General features: G+C 34.6%; 15 protein-coding genes and 1 pseudogene. 4 read left to right on the top strand and 12 right to left on the bottom strand.

Annotated features, from left to right (window positions below; translation table 11 throughout):
• Positions 1-28: 28 nt before the first annotated feature.
• The 3 genes from PSU83_RS06470 to PSU83_RS06480 are packed head-to-tail and all read right to left on the bottom strand — an operon-like array spanning position 29 to position 2052.
• Entirely contained in the window at positions 29-349 is a 321-nt protein-coding gene (locus tag PSU83_RS06470) for a hypothetical protein (RefSeq protein ID WP_300588085.1), read from the bottom strand.
• 49 nt (positions 350-398) lie between these two features.
• Positions 399-1499 carry a MauE/DoxX family redox-associated membrane protein gene (locus PSU83_RS06475; protein WP_300588087.1) on the bottom strand — a complete coding sequence of 367 codons (1101 nt, stop codon included), beginning with the start codon at positions 1497-1499 and terminating at the stop codon, positions 399-401.
• Between the two features lie 10 nt (positions 1500-1509).
• Complete coding sequence (locus tag PSU83_RS06480; protein ID WP_300588089.1) at positions 1510-2052, bottom strand: DUF1599 domain-containing protein; 543 nt, start codon at positions 2050-2052, stop codon at positions 1510-1512.
• A 92-nt stretch (positions 2053-2144) separates the two neighbouring features.
• Between PSU83_RS06480 and folP the strand changes: the two genes are divergently transcribed.
• Positions 2145-2975, top strand: coding sequence for a dihydropteroate synthase (gene folP, locus PSU83_RS06485; RefSeq protein ID WP_300588091.1), 831 nt, complete (start codon positions 2145-2147; stop codon positions 2973-2975).
• Positions 2976-2998: 23 nt separating this feature from the next.
• Here the strand turns inward: folP and rlmH are convergent, their stop codons facing one another.
• The 8 genes from rlmH to PSU83_RS06525 form a co-directional block, all read right to left on the bottom strand.
• Positions 2999-3472: a 23S rRNA (pseudouridine(1915)-N(3))-methyltransferase RlmH gene (rlmH, locus tag PSU83_RS06490; RefSeq protein WP_300588093.1), complete on the bottom strand. Its 474-nt coding sequence runs from the start codon at positions 3470-3472 to the stop codon at positions 2999-3001.
• A 6-nt stretch (positions 3473-3478) separates the two neighbouring features.
• Positions 3479-4219 carry a shikimate dehydrogenase gene (locus PSU83_RS06495; protein WP_300588095.1) on the bottom strand — a complete coding sequence of 247 codons (741 nt, stop codon included), beginning with the start codon at positions 4217-4219 and terminating at the stop codon, positions 3479-3481.
• The gene (locus PSU83_RS06500; RefSeq protein WP_300588097.1) at positions 4219-5619 is read right to left on the bottom strand and encodes a tetratricopeptide repeat protein; all 1401 of its coding nucleotides are present in this window, start codon (positions 5617-5619) and stop codon (positions 4219-4221) included. The genes PSU83_RS06495 and PSU83_RS06500 overlap by 1 nt, the downstream gene beginning before the upstream one ends.
• A gap of 167 nt (positions 5620-5786) precedes the next feature.
• Positions 5787-6974 (bottom strand): aspartate aminotransferase family protein, encoded by a 1188-nt coding sequence (locus PSU83_RS06505; RefSeq protein WP_300588099.1) that lies wholly within the window; start codon positions 6972-6974, stop codon positions 5787-5789.
• Between the two features lie 74 nt (positions 6975-7048).
• Positions 7049-8686 carry an OstA-like protein gene (locus tag PSU83_RS06510; protein ID WP_300588111.1) on the bottom strand — a complete coding sequence of 546 codons (1638 nt, stop codon included), beginning with the start codon at positions 8684-8686 and terminating at the stop codon, positions 7049-7051.
• Positions 8687-8860: 174 nt separating this feature from the next.
• Positions 8861-12730: a T9SS type A sorting domain-containing protein gene (locus PSU83_RS06515; protein ID WP_300588101.1), complete on the bottom strand. Its 3870-nt coding sequence runs from the start codon at positions 12728-12730 to the stop codon at positions 8861-8863.
• A 116-nt stretch (positions 12731-12846) separates the two neighbouring features.
• Positions 12847-13608, bottom strand: coding sequence for a LytTR family DNA-binding domain-containing protein (locus PSU83_RS06520; RefSeq protein ID WP_300588103.1), 762 nt, complete (start codon positions 13606-13608; stop codon positions 12847-12849).
• 80 nt (positions 13609-13688) lie between these two features.
• Positions 13689-15623 carry a tetratricopeptide repeat protein gene (locus PSU83_RS06525; RefSeq protein ID WP_300588105.1) on the bottom strand — a complete coding sequence of 645 codons (1935 nt, stop codon included), beginning with the start codon at positions 15621-15623 and terminating at the stop codon, positions 13689-13691.
• A 272-nt stretch (positions 15624-15895) separates the two neighbouring features.
• On the opposite strand from PSU83_RS06525, the gene PSU83_RS06530 reads away from it, so the two are divergent.
• The 3 genes and pseudogenes from PSU83_RS06530 (at position 15896) to PSU83_RS06540 (ending at position 19852) form a co-directional block, all read left to right on the top strand.
• Positions 15896-17698, top strand: a complete 1803-nt coding sequence (locus PSU83_RS06530; protein ID WP_300588113.1) for an alpha-amylase family glycosyl hydrolase — start codon at positions 15896-15898, stop codon at positions 17696-17698.
• A gap of 508 nt (positions 17699-18206) precedes the next feature.
• Positions 18207-19481: pseudogene (locus tag PSU83_RS06535) on the top strand (Glu/Leu/Phe/Val dehydrogenase).
• Between the two features lie 137 nt (positions 19482-19618).
• On the top strand, positions 19619-19852 hold the full coding sequence (locus PSU83_RS06540; protein WP_300588108.1) for a hypothetical protein: 234 nt from the start codon (positions 19619-19621) through the stop codon (positions 19850-19852).
• A 150-nt stretch (positions 19853-20002) separates the two neighbouring features.
• Here PSU83_RS06540 and PSU83_RS06545 read toward each other — a convergent pair.
• The coding region (locus tag PSU83_RS06545; RefSeq protein ID WP_300588109.1) for an aminotransferase class I/II-fold pyridoxal phosphate-dependent enzyme at positions 20003-20511 on the bottom strand (509 nt) is incomplete at its 5' end.

A 20511-nucleotide genomic window follows, 5' to 3' on the forward strand; every position in this document is an offset into this window, starting at 1 on the left:
ATTATGTATTGTCTAATTAGTGAGCGTTTTATTCGAGTTTTCTTTCTTTACTAGATCTTCTTTTGTCCTTTAAATAAAATAATTTATGTTTTTTTCTTTTGCGTTCTTGGCGTAGTTTTCTTTTGTTGTAGTCGTATAAATACTTAACAATTACCCCAATTCCCAATACAGAAACAATACTGAAGGTACTTCCGATCAAAATGTAAAGTGTGTTGCCTAACGGCGGTTTCTCTAAGGTGGAAACATAATTTAAAACGAAAAAATATCCAAATAGAAAAAGAAGAATACAAAGAAATATTCCAATTAATCCTCGTTCCATTATGCTTCTGGACATAAAATATTTCATCATAACTCTAATTTTAAAGTCTAAATATAGTAAAAAGATAAAGCAATTAAATTTATTTTTTTAACTCTAAATACGTCTTGTTAATCAGTTTTTGGTAATCAATTGGATTAAATTTATTATCTCCAATACCGAAGTAATATTTGTAATCATTTCCGTTCCAAAGGTATTTTACGCCTGGTGTATCTTTTCCGTCACCAAGAACTTTCCAAAAAGGAATGACTTCAATGATTTTATATGGATATTCTGCACCTGCTTCTTTAAAGAAAGCCGGAATCAAATCCGCTTCTTCATTCATAAAAATGATTAAAACTTCAGGGAAATTTTTATTTGTTTTCTTCATTTCGGTCAACTCTTTTGCAGCGACACGACAATGATCACAACCCGGAACAAAAAAGCAAAGTGTTTTTCTTCCAGTATCAATTTTTGAAAAGTATTGGGTGTAGCCCGATTTATGTTTCGGAGGTTCGGTGAGTTCAGCTTTTAGCTCTTCTTTGTTCGCTTCTACTTTTTTCACAGTGTCTTTTATGGTTACTGGAGTTGTAAGATTAATTTTTGAACTGTCAATAGTGGTTTCAACAGTATCTGTGGCAGTTTCTTCTGGACTTGAAACACTAAAACTACTTTCCAGCGGCTGAATAGGAGCAATCATAAACATTGCCAAAATAGATGCAAATGTAATTGTTGTCAAAACCCAAAAGTTGCCTTTACTCTCGTTTGCTTTGGGCATAATGATGAAAAGCCAAACCAGCAATGCCATTGCCACAACATTTTTAAGTATCGCTTCAATTGGCGTCATCGGCAACAAACTTCCGAAGCAACCACAATTTCCTGAATTCCCCCCATTCGAGATGGTTTCTATTGTTAAATGCGCTGTAAAAACAGCTAGTAATAAAAAAGTTGCCGGAATTACGACGCTTCTCAAGAAGTTCTTCTGTAAAATCAATAGTCCTAAAGCAAATTCAATTCCTATGAGAATACGTGAAAAGTAAGGAGCAAAAGTTTCAGAGAATCCCATTGGATACAACTGTTTTACTTCAAATGTTGAAATTGCGAAATAAGGTGATGGATATAATTTTGCCACTGCAGAAAGCAGAAATAAGAATGAAATTACGTATCGTATTCCCCAAGAAATTGTGTTTTTTGAAATAGCCATTCGTTAGTTTTTATTGTCCAAATTTCATCAAAATTAATGCAAAAATGGAATAATTAATCATATCTTGATAGTTGGCATCAATGCCTTCTGATACTAAAGTTTTGCCTTTATTATCTTCAATTTGCTTTACGCGAAGTAGCTTTTGAAGAATTAAATCGGTCAGCGAACTCACTCGCATTTCGCGCCAAGCTTCACCATAATCATGGTTTTTGTCTTCCATTAATTTTTTGGTAAGTGCCACTTTTTCGTCATACAAAAAAACTGCTTTCGCCGAATCCAAATCAGGTTGTTCTACTACGCCTAAATCCAATTGGATTAAAGCCATTATCGAATAGTTGATAATTCCAATAAATTCACCCGTTTCGTCTTCATCTACTTTACGGATTTCATTTTGCTGTAAACTTCTGATTCGTTGCGCTTTTATGTAAATTTGATCTGTTAAGGAAGGCAATCTCAAGATTCTCCAAGCACTTCCATAATCTTTCATTTTGTTGGCATAAAGTTGTCGGCAAATCGCGATAACCTTGTCATATTCTTGAGAAGTATTACTCATTTTCAGTGTATCTTTGTATCAAATTTTTTCAAAAGTAAAGAATAAAGATTGAAGTTCAAAGTACTATATCTTATAACTATCTTAAAATCCATATGACTATAAACTGCCTTGGAAAACTTATTGATTTATCAACTCCCAAAGTAATGGGAATTTTAAATGTTACGCCTAATTCGTTCTTTGATGGAGGTAAACATTCTGATGAAAAAAGCGTTCTTTCGCAAGTAAAAAAAATGCTTTTAGACGGAGCAGCTTTTATAGATATTGGAGCGTATTCAAGCAAACCAAGTGCTGAATTTGTTTCAGAAGATGAAGAAATTTCTCGTTTGATTCCGATAGTGGAATTGGTTTTAAAACATTTTCCAGAAACTTTAATTTCAATAGATACTTTCCGGGCCAATGTTGCAAAAGCGGGAATTAAAAGCGGCGCTTGCATTATCAATGATATTTCTGCCGGAAGTTTGGATGCAACTATGATGAAAACGGTGGCTAAACTTCAAGTTCCGTATGTAATGATGCACATGAAAGGCAATCCGCAAACCATGCAAAGTTTGGCACACTATGAAAATATCACCAAGGAAATGCTGTTCTATTTCTCGGAGAAAGTAGCAGAAGCGCGAAGTTTGGGAATCAATGATTTGATTATCGATCCTGGATTTGGTTTCGCCAAAACATTGGAACAAAATTTTGAAGTAATGAAAAATTTAGAATTATTTCAGATGCTGGAATTACCGATACTTGTTGGTGTTTCCAGAAAATCGATGATTTATAAAACGTTAGAAACTTCGGCCGATTTTGCTTTAAACGGGACGACGGTTTTGAATACAATTGCACTTCAAAAAGGAGCAAATATTCTGCGAGTTCACGATGTGAAAGAAGCAGTTGAAACTATAAAATTAGTCTCTCATTTATATCCTGAATACTAAAAACTGAACACGGCACACTCTTTCTATTGGTGATGATAAGGTTCGTTTTTCAAAATCGTAAAACCACGATATACTTGTTCGATAAAAAATAAACGTACCATTTGGTGGGAGAATGTCATCAGCGAAAGCGAAATTTTTCCTTGTGCTTTTTGATACACTTCATCACTAAAACCATAAGGTCCGCCAATTACAAAAACCAAAGTCTTTACACCCGAATTCATTTTTTTTTGTAAATAGTCCGCAAAATTAATGCTTGAAAATGTACTACCGTTTTCATCTAATAAAATTAGTTGGTCTGTTGGTGAAATTTTGGATAAAATTAAATCGCCTTCTTTTTCTTTCTGCTGATTCTCTGAAAGGTTTTTTACGTTTTTTATATCCAGAATAATTTCTAAATCAAACTTAATGTAAAACGACAAACGCTTGCTGTACTCGTCAATTAGTGTTTGCAGTGCTTTATTGTCTGTTTTGCCAATGGCTATAAGTTTGATATTCATAGCGGTTTATTTATTCCATATTTTCCATGCTTTTTCTGCTTGAAGCACTAACATTTCGTAGCCGTTTTTGGTAACTGCTCCTTTCTTTTTGGCTTTTTTCAAAAATTGAGTTTCTTCTGGATTGTAAATTAAATCGAAAGCAATATGTTTATCTGTAAAAAAAGTATACGGAATTTGTGGAAATTCTTTTGTATTTGGACTTGTGCCAATCGGCGTACAGTTGATGATTATCTGATGATTGTCAAAAGTTGTAGCATTGATTCGGTTGTAATCAATCATGCCTTCTTTTTCTTCGCGCGTGACAAAAGTGTACAAAATTCCGAGTTGGTCTAATGCAAATGAAACCGCTTTAGCCGCTCCACCTGTTCCAAGAATTAATGCTTTTTTATGATGCGGTTCCAATAATGGTTCTAAAGATTTCATGAACCCATAGTAATCAGAATTATAGCCTTTGAGTTTTCCTTTTTTTGTAAATCGAACCACATTCACAGCTCCAATTTGGGCAGCATTCTGCGAAAGTTTATTCAAATATGGAATTATAGATTCTTTGCAGGGAATGGTTATGTTCAATCCTTTTAAATCGGGATTGTTCGCAATTAGTGTTGGGAATTCTTCAATGGTTTCAAGATCAAAATTCTCGTAAACACAGTCTTCCAGATTCCCCAAAGCAAATTTATCCGTGAAATATTTTTTTGAAAAAGAATAGGAAATATTTTTTCCAATGAGACCATAAAGTCTTCTTGACATTATTCTGGTTTTTTGTTTTTATTGATGTATTCTTGCACTGATATTCTGTCCCAAACGGTTGGAAACATTTCTTCAAGGATAGTTTTGTGTTTGAAATTAATCCGCAACGCATTACTCAAATGAAAGTTCCCTTTTTCCTCTTCGTTTAATAACATATGAAAACCCGCCAAACGGTATTCAATTTCGTAATCGTCAGGGAAATATTCAGATGCTTGCATTAAGGTCAAAATCGCGTTGTTGTATTCGCCCATAATTAGCATAATATCAACCCAGAATAACCAAGTATCTAATTGGTAATCACCAAATTCAATAGCTTTTCTGTATCCAAATTCGGCTTCTTCAAAATGATCCATCGCTTTATTGATGGTCGCATAACGCTTCCAATACAAACGATTTTGATCGTCTATTGCTAAAGCTTTGTTTACAAAATACAATGCTTTTGGATAGTTTTTCTGGCGCACATAAAAGTCGGTAATCGCAATCCATCCTTTATCTAATAACGGATCTTCGTGAACCGTTTTGTTGAAATACTTTAAGGCTTCAACTTTGTTACCCAATTTCTCATGACATTTACCAATACGAAGCAATGCGTAGGATGTGGGATCGTCTAATTCGATAGTTCGATTATAACATTCGATAGCCTCGGCATATTCTTTTAAGCGTTCTAAGGCTTTTCCTCTTTCCATAAAAGCGCCTACAAATTCATCGTCTATGTAGGTTGCCAACTGAAAACTGTTGGAGGCGTTTTCGTAATCTTTTAAACCGTAATACAATCTACCGGTTTGGTGCCAAGCGATTTCACTATAGGGATTTCTATCGATATACGTTTTAAGATAATCTATCGCTTCCTGATTCTGATCTAAAAATTCGAAACAATACACTACGTTATATAGCGCTGATTGATCTTCAAAATCCTCTTCGAGACATTTGATAAAACTTTGTTTTGCCTCTTCAAGATTATCCATAAAAAGATATTCCATACCTATTAGGTTGTAAACATCCGCAAAATCTTCGGTGTATTTTAGGGCCGTTTTTAAGTATTCAACCGCTTTTTCGTGGTCGTCTCTTTTAGAGTAAATATTGGCTTTTTGGATAAAAATTTCTTCGTTGGTTGGCTCAATAGCGTACAATTCGTTAAGTAACTTTTCTGCCTGATCCAATTTGTCGTCGTACACAAGCATTTCTACCTGAACTAGTTTCAATCCAGTAGATTTTGGGTGTTGGTCTAATCCTAATTTAAGTGCTTTTTTGGCTAAAGTAGCTTTTCCCATATCGAGGTAATGCAGTATGATTTCCTCAAATTCCTCTGAATCGAAAAAGAATACTTTGTTTGTTTTTAACATTGATTCAAATTTCGATAGGGATAAGTTATAGTCTTCTTCTTCGTGATCCATTTGCATAATTGTAGGTATTAAAATTATCCAGAATAAAATTAGGGAAATGGGATGCTTTAATGGTGAGTCGTAAGTATTGTTGTAAACAATTTAATTAACAATCCTTATTGATGATTTAATAGTAATGACTTGGTATTTAAATTTTTAATTCTGTACTCCAAAATCGTTACTCATCATTCTTCACTGATAATCTCATTCATAGCTTCAATAATGATAGCGCATCCTTCTCTGATTTCATCTTCAGATATAGTTAATGGCGGAGTAATTCGGATTGCATTCGTTTCAAAAAGCAACCAAAATAAAATTAGTCCTTTTTCTTGGCATTTGAAAATTACTTTATTGGTAATCTCCGCATTTTTTGTCATTGCTGCGAGCATCAATCCTCTTCCGCGAACTTCTTCTATCAAAGGATGTACCAAAAGTGCTCTGAATATTTTTTCCTTAGCTATTGATTGCGATAAGTAGTCTTTTTCCAAAATTTCTTCCAAAGTGGCTAAACAGGCTGCCGCAATGACAGGATGACCGCCAAATGTGGTGATATGACCCAGCTTTGGATCATGGGTTAGCAAATCCATGTACTTCTCATTGGCCACAAATCCGCCAACAGGCATTCCACCGGCCATTCCTTTTCCTATAATAACTACGTCGGGAACAACATTGTAGTTTTCGTAACCAAACAGTTTTCCGGTTCTTCCAAATCCGGGTTGAATTTCGTCCAGTATCATTAAGGCACCAACTTCTTCGCAACGCTTTTTGACTTTAGCTAAGAAATCATTTTGTGGTTCAATAAAACCCGCACCGCCCTGAATACTCTCCAGAATGATTCCGGCAGTTTTTGTAGTGATTTTTTGAATATCATCTTCATTATTGAACGTGATAAAATCCACATCAGGAACTAAAGGACGAAAGACTTGCTTGCGTTCTTCAAAACCCATTACACTCATTGAACCCATAGTGTTTCCGTGGTATGCATTGTGGCACGAAATCAATTGGCTTCTTCCTGTAACTCTTCGAACTAGTTTTAAGGCACCTTCGCAAGCTTCTGTTCCCGAGTTTACCAAATAGACTTTATTTAAACTCGGATGTAAATTTTCAACCAACAATTTGCAGTAAGCAACCGCTGGATGCTGGGCATATTCTCCATAAACCATTACGTGTGAATATTTATCAAGTTGGTCTTTAATGGCTTGGTTGACTTTTGGATGCTGATGGCCCAAACTTGTAGCTGAAACTCCAGCTACAAAATCAAGGTATTTTTTAGTATTTGAATCGTAAATATAGGAACCAATAGCATGTGAAACTTCCATTCCTAAAGGGTACGGAGATGTTTGTGCCTGGTATTTTAGAAAATCTTGTTTCATTTGTGGATTTGGTTATTCGGTTATTCGGTTATTTGAATTTTAAATAACTGAAAACTGTGACTGAATTCTGAGTGCTATTTCACCTTTGCTTTCGCCTCTTTTTTACTCGAAGTAGTCTTAGCTTTTGGCTTTGGTTTGTCATAATTCAACGTTTCTTGACTTGGTTCTAATGGAATATTTTCTTTTTCCATTTCGATTTTACTTAGTGCTTGAATTTTAGCATCCAATTCGTTTTCTTCGGGCGGGAAGATATCGTCTTTTGATTTTATTCGTTCTTCACCACGCCATACTAATCCGCGAAGTTTCCTTGCGTTTTCGGGTAGTTCTTTTTCGGGATAAATTTCCCCATCCGGTTTGTTGAAAATGGTGATGCTTTCGATGGTATTCTTATCCAAAATCAAATTTATTTTACTTCCGACACTTTTGTTGATGCCAATCAATTCTTGCAGATCATTTCGCATATAATAAATGATTTCGGTATTTTTTATGATATCGACTTCATTGAGTTTGTTGTCTTTGAATTTACCATAGAGATTCATTCCTTTTACTTGATTATAACCAGTGCCAACGGTATCTTTCGAAACTATAAACGCATTGTTTAGCACCTTAAGCGAATCGAGTTTTTCAGTTTTGTTGTTTCCAATAAGATGCATTACATCGCCCGTCATTTGGTTTTCGTAATTCCACAATATGGGTTTACCAATGAGTTTGGTCAAGGCTGTTTTTTGATCAGAATGAAGCGAATCACATTTACCACTCATGTCTGTTTTGTAGAAACGTACGTTGTTGAATCCGCGTATAATTCGTTCGCCAACCTTTCCTGTGATGAGCATTTTTTTTCCGTGAATGTACATGGAATCCTTTTCTACTAACGTAATAGCAACGGCTCTTTTGGTAACCATCATCGAATCTTTTTCGGTTTTCAGGTTGCGGTAAATTTCGGCATAATGACCTTTAATTACGCCTTTATTTATAGAGTCGGTGATTTTGACATTATTAGTTCCCGATGCATATTCTCTGTTTCGATCATAATACAAACTATCCGCTTCAATGCGGCGGTCTTTGTATTTGATATAGGATTTTCGTTTAAAATAGGCCAAGTTCTTTTTCGTATCATAAAAACCCTTTTCGGTGTAAATGAAATTCTCTTTACTGGTAATTGTTGACGGACCAAATAAATAGGAGTGACCCGAATTGGTATAATAATCCAAATGATTGGACTTGATAACGTATTTAGGATTAGTAATCGTAACTGCCGTTAAGAATTTAAACTTCTTTTCAGTGGCAAAATAACGTCCGGATTTACTTTTTAGTGTGTTTTCCTTGCTAGTTATTGTTCCAAAAGAATTGTAAAAAGCCTGCTGAATATTTCTATCAAAATTGATGGTATCGGTGACCAAAGTAGCATCCGTAGAACGCATAACTACATTTCCAGTGGCGTATGCTTTTTTGGCTTCACCGTTGTATTCGGCATATTTACTGTTTAGAAAAAGCGTGTCTCCTTGAACCATTTGGACTTCTCCAAAAGCCTTTAAATAATTTTCTTTTTGGAAAACATAGGCTTTATTACACGTGAAAACAACGCCATCGTGGCTTACTCTAACATTACCGGTTAATAGTAACGCATCTGGAATTTCGTCTTGATTGACATTTGCAAAATCGGAATGTTCGATTATTATTTTGGATGATTTCTGTGCATTTACATTGGTCATAGTAAACGACAGCAATCCTATATAAAAAAGTAACTTTTTCAATGAATAAATATTTGTGTCAAATTTATGAAATTACGAACAATGTAATTGTTTATTACCAATTATTTAAGAAAAACTCAAAAAGCGTAAATCAGTTTCCCAATTCACGCTTTTTATTGCTTATTTAACTTATAACTATTTTTTTACTATTTTTTCAACTTTGCTTCCTTTGTCAGTTTTGATTTTGATAAAGTAAATGCCATTTGATTTGCCCGTAATATCAAGTCTGAAAGATGTTGCTTCTTCAAAATGAGTTTCTAAAAGTCTTCCCTGAATATCGTACAGTTCAATAGTTTGGATTGTGAAATTGCTATCAATATTTATGATTGAATTGGTTGGGTTTGGATAAATGGTCACCGAGTTGTCTTGCTCAAAAATAGGATTGCTTAATGCTGCAAAAGTAGTTTCGGCATCATTTGTTATTACTGGGAAATTATAGTCGAAATAAATTCCTGCATTTTGTAAAACCCTATCATTGTTTCCTAAATTATCATTGGTTCTTATCTTAAATAATACATCTCCGTGACCTCCAACTGGTGGTGTTCCTGTTGCTGCCGCCAGATTGATGCCCTGAAAAACAAATTCAACAGTATTTCCTGAGATTCTGGTGTACGATGCATGAGAAGTATTCATCACTTGCAGCGTTGAAATATCGTATTTTGTTGGATCAATTTCACTTCTGACCACAATATTTTCCGCATAGAAAGTTCCTAAGTTTTCAAAGTTGATGGCATAATGCAGGTAGTTTCCAATTTCTGTTGGCGAAACCATTTCTCCTTCTAAACATTCGATAGTGTTAGGATCGTAAGAACCAACAACTGTTTGATTAAAATTGTACTGATTGTCTGCAGGAATTTCATCTCCTGTTACTGGAGTTATTGCAGCCGTAAAGTTAAGAATGTCTCCATTGTTTAGTGCTGGAGTTTCAGTTGGTGCATTCAAATTAAGCGTTACAATTATCCTTCTGTTTTCAAAAGGCATTAAGTTGGTATAGTTCCAAACTAGAGAGTTTGTTCCCATAGTATCAGGCGCCGGATCTGAAGAAACTAAATCAGTTCTCGCATCGTCAAAGTTTAAAGTAACACTTCCTGAATGCATTTGGTTTCCTTTATTTTTATATACAATTTTGTATTTGGCGTTAAATCCCGGTCTTGCTGGCTCCATTGGTGCAAAAACAACTTCAATGTCTTTATGTGTTCCTATTGCAGCAATGCAAAAGTTCTGAGTTGAAATATTGTTATTGGCATTTGCAAAAGTAAAATCTGCAGAAGCTGGTGAAAAGTCAAACCAAGCCTGATTTTCAACATTTGGTGCTATTGTGTAAGTGCCAGCATCAGTGTAATAATTATAAGTACCGTTGATATTGGTTACTGTTGCTCCGGTTGCCGCGCCATCGTTTATATCAAATCTCACAAACGGATTGACTACATCCGTGACATCACAGCCATTATTGTCGGCATCAAAAATCGCTATTCCGGAAATGGTGTTATGATTTCCGCCCGGAGTGAAAGAACAGTATGAATTGCTAACAGTAGCGTTCATTCCAAAATCATTAAGTTGTGTTTGGATTGTTTGGAGCTGGCTTACATCTGCACAGATGTATTGTAGATTAGGGTTATTGCTAAAATCTACACCTTGTTCATCCTTTCCATTTTTCAAGAATAAATTGGTCAGTTGGTTGCTACCACAAGTTAAATTTAGGAGATTGGGTGAGTTATTAACGTCTACTGTTGTAAGTAGATTATTATTACAACCTAAATATTGTAAGTTGTGTAATGTAGAAACATCTAAAGTCGTAAGTTGATTATAGCTACAAGATAAATTAGTCAGTTTGTTTAAAGCAGTTACATCCAAAACTGTTGATTGTGTATTGTCGCATTGAAGCATTTCTAGATTGATTAGAAAACTAACATCCAAATTTGGGATCACATTTTCTGAGTAACTTAATTGTTTTACAGTTGTTAAACCATTCAAATCTAATGATGTTAATAGGTTTTGATACACATCTAAATATTCAAGAACAGTTAAGTTGCTGACGTTAATAGTTGTAAGTTGATTAGTGCTTATATCTAAAAATTTAAGGTTATTTAAACTGCTTACATCAATACTTATAAGCTGATTATTAGCACTACTTAATGTCTCAAGATTTGGTAAATTACTAACATCTAAACTTGTAATTTCATTATTGTCACAATACAAGGATTTTAAATTGGTTGACAAGCCACTCACGTTGGAGAGTGAAATTTGATTGTATGAAAAATTCAAAGTTTCAAGAGATGATAACCCGCTTAAATTTAATGTCGTAAGTTGATTAATAGCACAACTTAAATCTTTAAGATTGGTTAGATTAAGCACATTCAAAGTAGTCAGTTGATTATTGTCACAATTTAAGGAGGTAAGATTTGGTAAATTAACCAAATTCAAATTGGCCAATTGGTTGTAATTATAATCCAATGTTTTAAGATTGACTAAACCTGTCAGGTCTAAACTTGTAATATGGTTATAAGAGCAATATAAATCAGTAAGATTAACAAGGTTGCTTATATTCAAAGTGGTAAGGTTTTGGTTGGAACAATTCAATCTTTTTAGGTTTGGTAAGCCATTTACATCTAAAGAAGTAAGCTGTCCAAAACCATTGCCTAAACCAACGCAGTATAACACCTCTAGGTTTGTCAAACCCGTAACGTTTATATTTGTAAGTAGGCTATAGTCGCAATATAGTTCTTTCAAGTTGGTCGATCCGCTAACGTTTAAAGTATTTAAAAGACCAATAATCTGACTTGTGACGCCATCGGCATAACCGCCCGCACATCTCAATATTGTCAAATTAGGCATATTGGAAACATCCAAATTTTCAATAGGGTTGGTGTCGCAAATTAGTTTTTGCAGATTCGGCAGGTTGCTTACATTTAAACTTGTAAGTTGGTTTCTGGAGCAAGTCAATTCTGTTATATTGGTTAGCCCATTTAAATTTAAAGCCGTTATGACATTATTGCTACAATTCAATTTTTTCAAATTAGGCAAACCGCTTAAAGTCAAGCTGGTCAGATGGCCTATAGGATTACCATTCATGGAAACTGTGCCAACCACGTTAAAGTCTTCCAAGAGAGGTAAATTTGTCAGGCTTACTGTTGTCAGGTCATTATTGCCATTACAATCTAAAGTCACTAGGTTAGAAAGTCCGTTAAGTGTGAAACTAGTATAATTATTACCAGAACAAAGAAGCGTATTAAGATTGGTAAGTCCAACAACATTCATAGATGTGAGGTTATTGTAGGAACAATTTAGTATGGTAAGATTTGGTAGTCCGTCCAAGTTAATCAACTGGTTGCGAGAACAATCTAATTCGGAAAGACTTGTTAGTCCAGTCAAATTTAAATTGGTAAGTAAATTTTCAGAGCAATTTAATTTGGCAATGCTTGTTGGTATTCCATTTAAGTTAGTCAACTGATTTCCTGAGCATTTCAATTCGGTTAAATTAGTCAATCCATTTATGTTTAAGGTAGAAAGTCCACCATATATACAAGTCAGTTTAGTAAGACTAGTAAGGCTGCTTACATTTAATGAGGTAAGATTGAATGATCCGATACAATTTAACTCAGTCAGGTTGGTCAAATTATTTATACTCAATGATGACATTAAAACCATATTAAAACAAGACAATGATCTAAGACTTGTCATCGCATTTAAATCTAAAGAAGTAATACCGCAATTGCTTAAGCTCAGAGTTTGAAGATTACTAAAACTACTAAGTCCAGTAATATCTGTAATAGCAAAATGTGAAACTGCCAAGAGTTTTACTGCTTGAGCTTCACTAACCTGGATTTCACCATCATTATTGGCATCAATTGCAATCCATTGGTCGCTAAAGTTTTTTGCTATTTGTACCGTACTCGCATTTGCAGACAATAAACTTGCTTTAAAATTTGAATCAGGTATAGTTACAATCTGTGCATTTGCTATTCCTACGAAGAGCAATAACAGAAGTAATAGTTTAGTTTTCATAGTTTTCAATTTTGAGGTTGAATTATCTGGATGTAAATTAGTAGTTTTCATAGTAATATTTTTATTAATTTGATATCTGTTATCTTTTATCTGCAATCAAAGACTTTAATCAACAATTACAATGCTTTAATTAGTTCCTGCAATTTTTCTCTTTTGCTTTGTGCAAGCGGTATATTTGCATTATCGGACATAATCACATAACCGCCATCCGATTTGATATACGATTTGAGATAAGAAAGATTAATCAGATGGGATTGATGTATACGTTCAAATCCGTGCTCGGTTAACATTTCTTCAAATTCTTTTAGTGTTCTCGAAATCAATAACGGCTTATGATTTTTGATAAAAAACTCGGTGTAATTTACTTTGGCTTCACAACGGATAATATCCGAAACATCAAAAAGATGAATCCCATCGCTGGTTGACAATGCGATTCGTTTAAAATTATCAACTTTTTTGCGGATGTTTTCCAGCAATAAATCAATATGTTCAAATGAACTGTTTTTACCAACAACAGCTTTAATCTTAGCAATCGTATGCTGCAGTTCTTCAGGGTCGACAGGCTTTAGGATGAAATCTAGCGCACTAAATTTAAAAGCTTTCACTGCGTATTGTTCGTGTGCCGTAATAAAAACAATATGCGCATTGGTTTTGCCTTTCGTGTTTGCTAATTTTTCCAAAATGTCAAATCCGGTTCCGTCTGATAAATGAATATCCAAAAACAACACTTGTGGCTGCAGTTTCTCCAGTAGGGCAACTCCAGTTTTTACGCTTTCGGCTTCGCCAATAATATTAATTTCATTAGTGTAGCGTTCTAAAAGTGCTTTTAAACCTGTTCTTAAATGCTTGTCATCGTCTATTAATACTGCTGTTATCATATTTTAGTGATTAGTGATTAGTGATTAGTGACTGGTAATTAGTTTGAGCTTTTGGCTATTCACTAATTACTAATTACTAGTTACTGTATATATTGTTTTGGCAATCGCAACGTAACTCTCGTTCCTGTTACAATATTGTTTTCTTCCAATTCTTTTATCTCAATTTGTGCTGATTTTGAAATGGTGGCTTCCATAATTTCCAATCGCTTTTTGGTAATTTCCAAAGCCATTGATTTGTGCGCTTTCATTGAATTTTCTTTAATGGATGCCGATTTTGTAATTCCGATTCCGTTATCCCAGATGGTACAAACCAATTGGTCATTCTGAACATCAAAATCAACAATGATGGTTCCGCTTCCTTCTTTTGGAACTAAACCATGTAGAATCGCATTTTCTACAAATGGCTGTATTAAAAGTGGCGGCAATCCCATATTAAATTCTACCCTTTCGCTCGATTGTATTTTGAAGTCAAACTTGTCATGAAAACGCAGTTGCTCTAGTTCCAGGTAGTTTTGTAGACTTTCAATTTCTTTATCAATCGGGATCAGAGCATCTTTAGAATATTCTAGTGTCAGACGCATTAGTTTTGAAAATTTTGATAAATATTTCAGGGCAGAATCGGTTCCGTTTTGCACGATGAAACTCGAAATTGAACCTAAGCAATTAAATACAAAATGCGGATTCATCTGAAGGTGCAAAGCTTTCTGCTCGTATTCGGCAACTTCTTTCTGAAGCGTCAAACGTCTTTTTACCTGATGGCGGTTGATTAAAACGAAAATCAAACCAATCAGTAAAAGCGAACCAATAATTGAAAAGATAAGCAGTAAATGTTCCCGTTTGTTTTTCTCCAAAAACAAGGCTTCTTTTTTCTGAAACTCAAAATCCATTTCAGCACGATCAAATTTTCTTGTGCTTTCCATAGTATTCAGACTGTCGCGGGCAATGATGTAGTTTTTGAAATGTTCTAAAGAAAGTGCAGGCTGATTTTGGGCTCCATAAATATCACTCACCAATTTTTCAGAATGATAGATTTGGTCAAGAATTTGAAGTTCGTTTGCATAAGCCAAAGATTTTGTAGCCAATGGCATTGCTTCGGTATATTTCTGCTGATTATAATACAAAGCTCCAAGGTTGTAAAGCGCTAATGATGCGCCAAATTTATTTTGAAGGCTTTCATATAAATCAAGAGCTGTTTTATAATGAATTTCTGCTTTTTCTCTAGCTTTCATTTTTATGTAATAATCGCCAAAATAGTTATAGAGCAAAGCCAATCCACGAGTGTTTTGGGTAGTTTTGAATAACTTTTCAGCCTTAATATAATAAGAATAGGCTTGGGATAAATTATTGTCTTCAAAATAAATTACGCCAATATTAGTCATAGTTACCGGCAAGGTTTGTTCGCCAATTTCTTCCTGAATTTTTAGAGCTTTTTTGAAGTATTCTATCGCTTTTTTATTATTTCGTCTCGATTTGTAAACGATGCCAATATTGTTGTAAGCTTTTGAGATGCTGCTCTTTTGATCAATTTTGATATAAAGAGACAAAGCCTTTTCATAATTTTCGATTGCTTCGTAATAATTGCCTTCCTGTGAAAAAATAACACCTAAACTAGCATAACTTCTGGCAAGACCATTTTTGTAACTTTTATTATTAGAATCATCATCAACCAATTTCTGAAAGATTATTTGCGCTCTTTTAAAACTCTTTTTGCCTTCATTATAATTTCCTAAAATGATGTTAATATTTCCGTGATTGATTGCTGCAGTTGCCAAACCAGTGTGATATTTAATTTTCTGAGACAGTTTTTCAGCTTTCGTTGCATAATAAAAAGCTGAATCTGTATTGCTTTCTTTGAATTCGAATGCTAATTTATTGTAGATGTTAACTCTTGACGTGTCGGTTTTGGTTACTTTAAAAACTCTTTTTAGGCTATCAATAGTTGTCTGTTGTGACCAGCCAAAATTGCCTGCAAAAAGCAGAAAGCTATATAAAACTATTTTAGATGTGGTTTTCAAAACTATTTGATTTTAATTTCTGAAACAAAGATAAAAGCATTGTTGAGTAATAATTCAATGAATTTTTATTCTGTGGATTTAACTTATTATTAGCTTGGTTTTGATTATTATTTCATTTTTACAGTCAATTGAAATATAAAACCACTATTTCTTTATATTTGTAGTTACGACTTACTGAACCAATTTTAAGTCGAAAGTACAATATGAAAACAAGTTTAACCGTTGCGATAGTATTGAGTTGTATAGTAACTAATACAAGCCTTGCCCAAAAAATGACCTCTATGGATGCCAAACCAAAAGTAGTAAACAAGCCAAAAAAAGATGTAGTCTATCAAGTATTCACGCGGTTGTTTGGAAATAAAAATACAACCAATAAACCATGGGGAACCATTGAAGAAAATGGAGTAGGGAAGTTCAATGATTTTACCGATAAAGCACTGCAGGAAATCAAAAAACTGGGCGTGACTTACATATGGTATACCGGAGTTCCGCATCATGATGTAATTCGAGATTATACCAAATACGGAATATCTAATGATGATCCAGATATTGTAAAAGGCCGCGCTGGTTCGCCTTATGCGGTTAAAGATTATTATAATGTGAATCCCGATTTGGCTGTAAATCCTGCTAAAAGATTAGAGGAGTTTCAGGCTTTGATTACTCGGACACACACTAACGGATTGAAGGTTATTATTGATATTGTTCCGAATCATATTGCGCGCAATTACCACAGTTTAACCAATCCGAAAGGCGTTACCGATTTTGGTGCAGAAGATGATACTTCATTAGAATACGCGAGAGACAATAACTTCTATTATATTCCGGGCAAATCGTTTGAGGTACCAACATCCAATACTTACCGACCTTTAAATGGAGAACGAAATCCGTTAAGTGATGGCAAATTCACAGAGAATCCAGCAAAATGGACCGGAAATGGTTCGCGTCAAGCAAAGCCCGATATTAACGATTGGTACGAAACGGTAAAAGTAAATTATGGAATAAAACCAGATGGGTCTAAAGATTTTCCTGAATTGCCTGCAGGATACGATACTAAAGATTACAAGACGCATTATGAATTCTGGAAAGGTAAAGACGTTCCGAGTTCTTGGAAGAAATTCCGTGATATTGCTTTGTATTGGACCGCGAAAGGTATTGATGGTTTCCGTTATGATATGGCTGAAATGGTTCCATATGAATTTTGGAGTTATATGAATTCGGCAATCAAAATGAAAAATCCGGATGCGTTTTTATTGGCTGAGGTTTACAATCCGAAAGAATATAGAAATTATATCAATCTTGGAAAAATGGATTATCTGTACGACAAAGTAGAAACGTACGATCATTTAAAAGCCATCATCCACGGAAGTGCCATGCCAGATCCGCTTTCGGATATTCAAGAAGATATGAAAGATATTGAACATCATATGTTGCACTTTTTAGACAATCATGACGAACAACGTTTGGCAAGTCTAGAATTTGCTGGAACTCCCGAAAAAGGGAAGCCTATGATGGTGGTTTCGGCTACGATTAGTACATCACCAACCATGATTTATTTTGGACAGGAAGTAGGTGAAGACGGAAAAGAAGATGCCGGATTCGGAAAACCATCGCGGACTTCTATTTTTGATTACATTGGAGTTCCGCATCACCAACGTTGGATGAATGGCGGTAAGTTTGATGGTGGCGCATTGTCAAAAAGTGAAAAAGACTTACGCGATTTTTACAAACGCCTTTTGAACTTTACGATAAAGAGTAATGCTTTGATGGGAAAATATCAAGAAATCCATACCTTAAACAGAAATGAAACCAAAATGTACGATGCTGGAATCTACTCCTATGTGCGCTGGTCTGATAAAGAAAAACTGATTGTAGTAGTGAATTTCTCATGGGTAACTACTAGTCATTTTGAATTGAAAGTTCCAGAAGATGTAATCAAAACATGGAACTTAAAAGACGGATTGTACAACGTGAAAGACCAACTTTATGGTAGCACGACGCAGTTAAAAGTTACTGACGGCAAAGGAACGATACAACTGAGTTTGAAACCAAGCGAGAGTTTTATTTTTAAGTTGTAGCAATAGTATAAAAAGTAAAGTCCCGATTTTATCGGGACTTTTTTTATTTTAGATTGAGCGGAATTGCATTCCATGATAATTTCTTGTTTTTAGTGTCACGGATTGCAAATCCGCGACATCGGGGGTAATTTTTCCTCGTATGGTAGATTTCTCCTCGGTTTAGTTTAGTTATATATAAAGCTTTATAACGCAAATAATTGAAAATCAGCTGTGTTTTTTTACATTCGACCTGTGGCATGCTCTTTGCCTTTGGTGAGTAAAATAGTAAAAAAGCAAAGTGAATCGTGAATTTAAAAGAAGCACTAGAAGTGCACGTTTACAAGACCGTTCTGCGAGGAAATAGTTCCTCATTAATTAAAAACTCTTCAGAAAAAACAGCAATTAATAGTAGTAACTCTTTATCTTTGGACGTCCATTTTTCAGGTCTGTGCATCAATTGTAATTTGGTAAATGACTGTACTTGGAAACAGAACAACAAAATATTTTGCGAACACTAGCAATAAATCTTATGAGCACACTAAGCGAGAAAAAAAGCATGTATGAAACTGTTATGCAGCAGTTTAACAAAATTGCAGATGAAATCCATTTGGATAAAAATATCAGAAAGATATTAGAAGCCACAACCAATGAAATTGTAGTTCACTTTCCAGTAAAACTTGATAACGGAGATATCAAAGTTTTTACAGGATACAGAGTGCAGCATAACAACGTTCTTGGTCCCTACAAAGGAGGACTTCGTTATCATCCCTCTCTTGATATTAATGATGCAAAAGCGTTGGCAATGTGGATGACGTGGAAAACATCTTTGGCGGGATTACCTTATGGTGGAGCAAAAGGTGGAATTCAATTGGATCCTCGCGATTATTCGATTGGAGAATTGGAAAGGATTACGCGTCGTTTTACTTTCGCTTTAGGCGATAATATCGGACCAGAATATGACATTCCTGCACCAGACGTTAATACTAATGAGCAAACTATGGCTTGGATTGCTGACACGTATATGTCGACAAAACCTACCGCAGAAAGATCAAGAAATAAGCATATTGTTACTGGAAAACCAGTTGGATCCGGAGGATTATAAGGCAGAGACCGTTCTACAGGATTCGGAGTGTATTTGACTATTAAATTAGCCTATGAAACTCGTAAAGAAACCTTGAAAGGAAAAACATTTATCGTGCAAGGTTATGGTAATGTAGGCTACTGGGTATCGCACTTTTTAGTTAAAGAAGGGGCTATTCTTATAGCAGTTTAAGATGCTCATGCTACACTTTACAATAAAGAAGGTATTGATGTTGAAGAATTAGGTGCACACTGTAAACCTCGTAAAGGATCTATTCAAGGATTTCCTTCTGCAATAGAAATGGAACCTAATGACTTTTTTGGATTGGAATGCAATATTGTAATTCCAGCAGCATTAGGAAATCAGATTACTGGTGCTAATGCAGGTAAAATTAAGGCGGATATGGTTGCTGAAGGAGCTAATGGCCCAACAGATGTTGAAGGAGAACAAATTCTACTTAACAATAACATATTAGTTATACCAGATATTCTTTGTAATTCAGGTGGTGTTATAGGGAGCTACTTCGAATGGCTTCAAAACCGAAACGGTGAATTGTGGACAATTGATGAAGTGATGACCAAATTAGAACGTAAACTGACTGAAGTATTCAGAAAAGTGGAGTCTATTTCGAAAGAAAAGAAAACAGGGATGCGTTCGGCAGCCTACAAGGTTGCTATTGATAGAATTGAACTTACCTACAAACAAAGAGGTATATTTCCATAAGACATTACACAAAAAAATGAAATCAGTATGAACTACGGCAAAATACTAGTTGAGAAGAAAGAATACGAAAAAGTGAAAACATATTAGTATTAGGTGGAGAATCAAATGACATTGGACAAAAAAGTGCCATAAAAAAATTGGCTAATGAATTGAAATCTGCTGAATTGAAGAAAGATGCAGACATGCCAGAAGATGTAGTTCGATTAAATTCGACAGTGCAATTCAAGATGCCCGATATGATGTGTGAAAATTTTTATAGTACGAATCATCTTGCCTACAAAGAAAAAGTAGAGAAGCATTTTTCTCAATACCGAAAGTTAAAGAAAAAATTGCTTACAAGAATTAATGCGGCTACTGTTTCCAATAAATAGAATACTTAATTTCAGAGTATAAAAACTAAAAACCTCTTCCCGAAATCATTGGAAAGAGGTTTTTTATTTTTTCAAACCCGATAGTTTTTTGAAAACTATCGGGTTTGTTTTAAGAAGTAATGGGGCTAAAGGGATGTTGGCAGTAGTTTTTTATTGTAATGCCTTAATAAATTTTTTCATTTCATCCATTTTACCCACTGTAATCCTTGTCCATTTACCTCGCTCTTCATATATTCTTCCCCCTTGAATAGCATTGTTTTCTAATTGATTAAAATAGTCTTTGTTGTATTGGGCAAGAGAAAAATAGATGAAATTTGTAGTAGAAGAAATGCATTCACAATTTAATTTTTTGAGTTCGCTGATAGTGTATTGTCTAATATTTTCATTTAGCAAGTAGCAATTTGAAACAAATTTATCATCGTTCAACGAAGCTATTGCAGCAAGTTTTGATACTACACTAACGCTATTATTTGTATTGGATTGTAAATTTGACAAATTATCAATTAGTGTTTTGTTTGCAATCGCATACCCAATCCGTGCTCCAGCCAAACCATACATTTTGGAAAATGTTTTGGCTATAATAATATTTTTGTGGTCATTTACGATATTGCTAAGGGATTGCTGTTTAGTAAAGTCCAAATATGCCTCATCAATTAATA

Source organism: Flavobacterium sp., from assembly GCF_029945805.1.
GTDB lineage: Bacteria > Bacteroidota > Bacteroidia > Flavobacteriales > Flavobacteriaceae > Flavobacterium.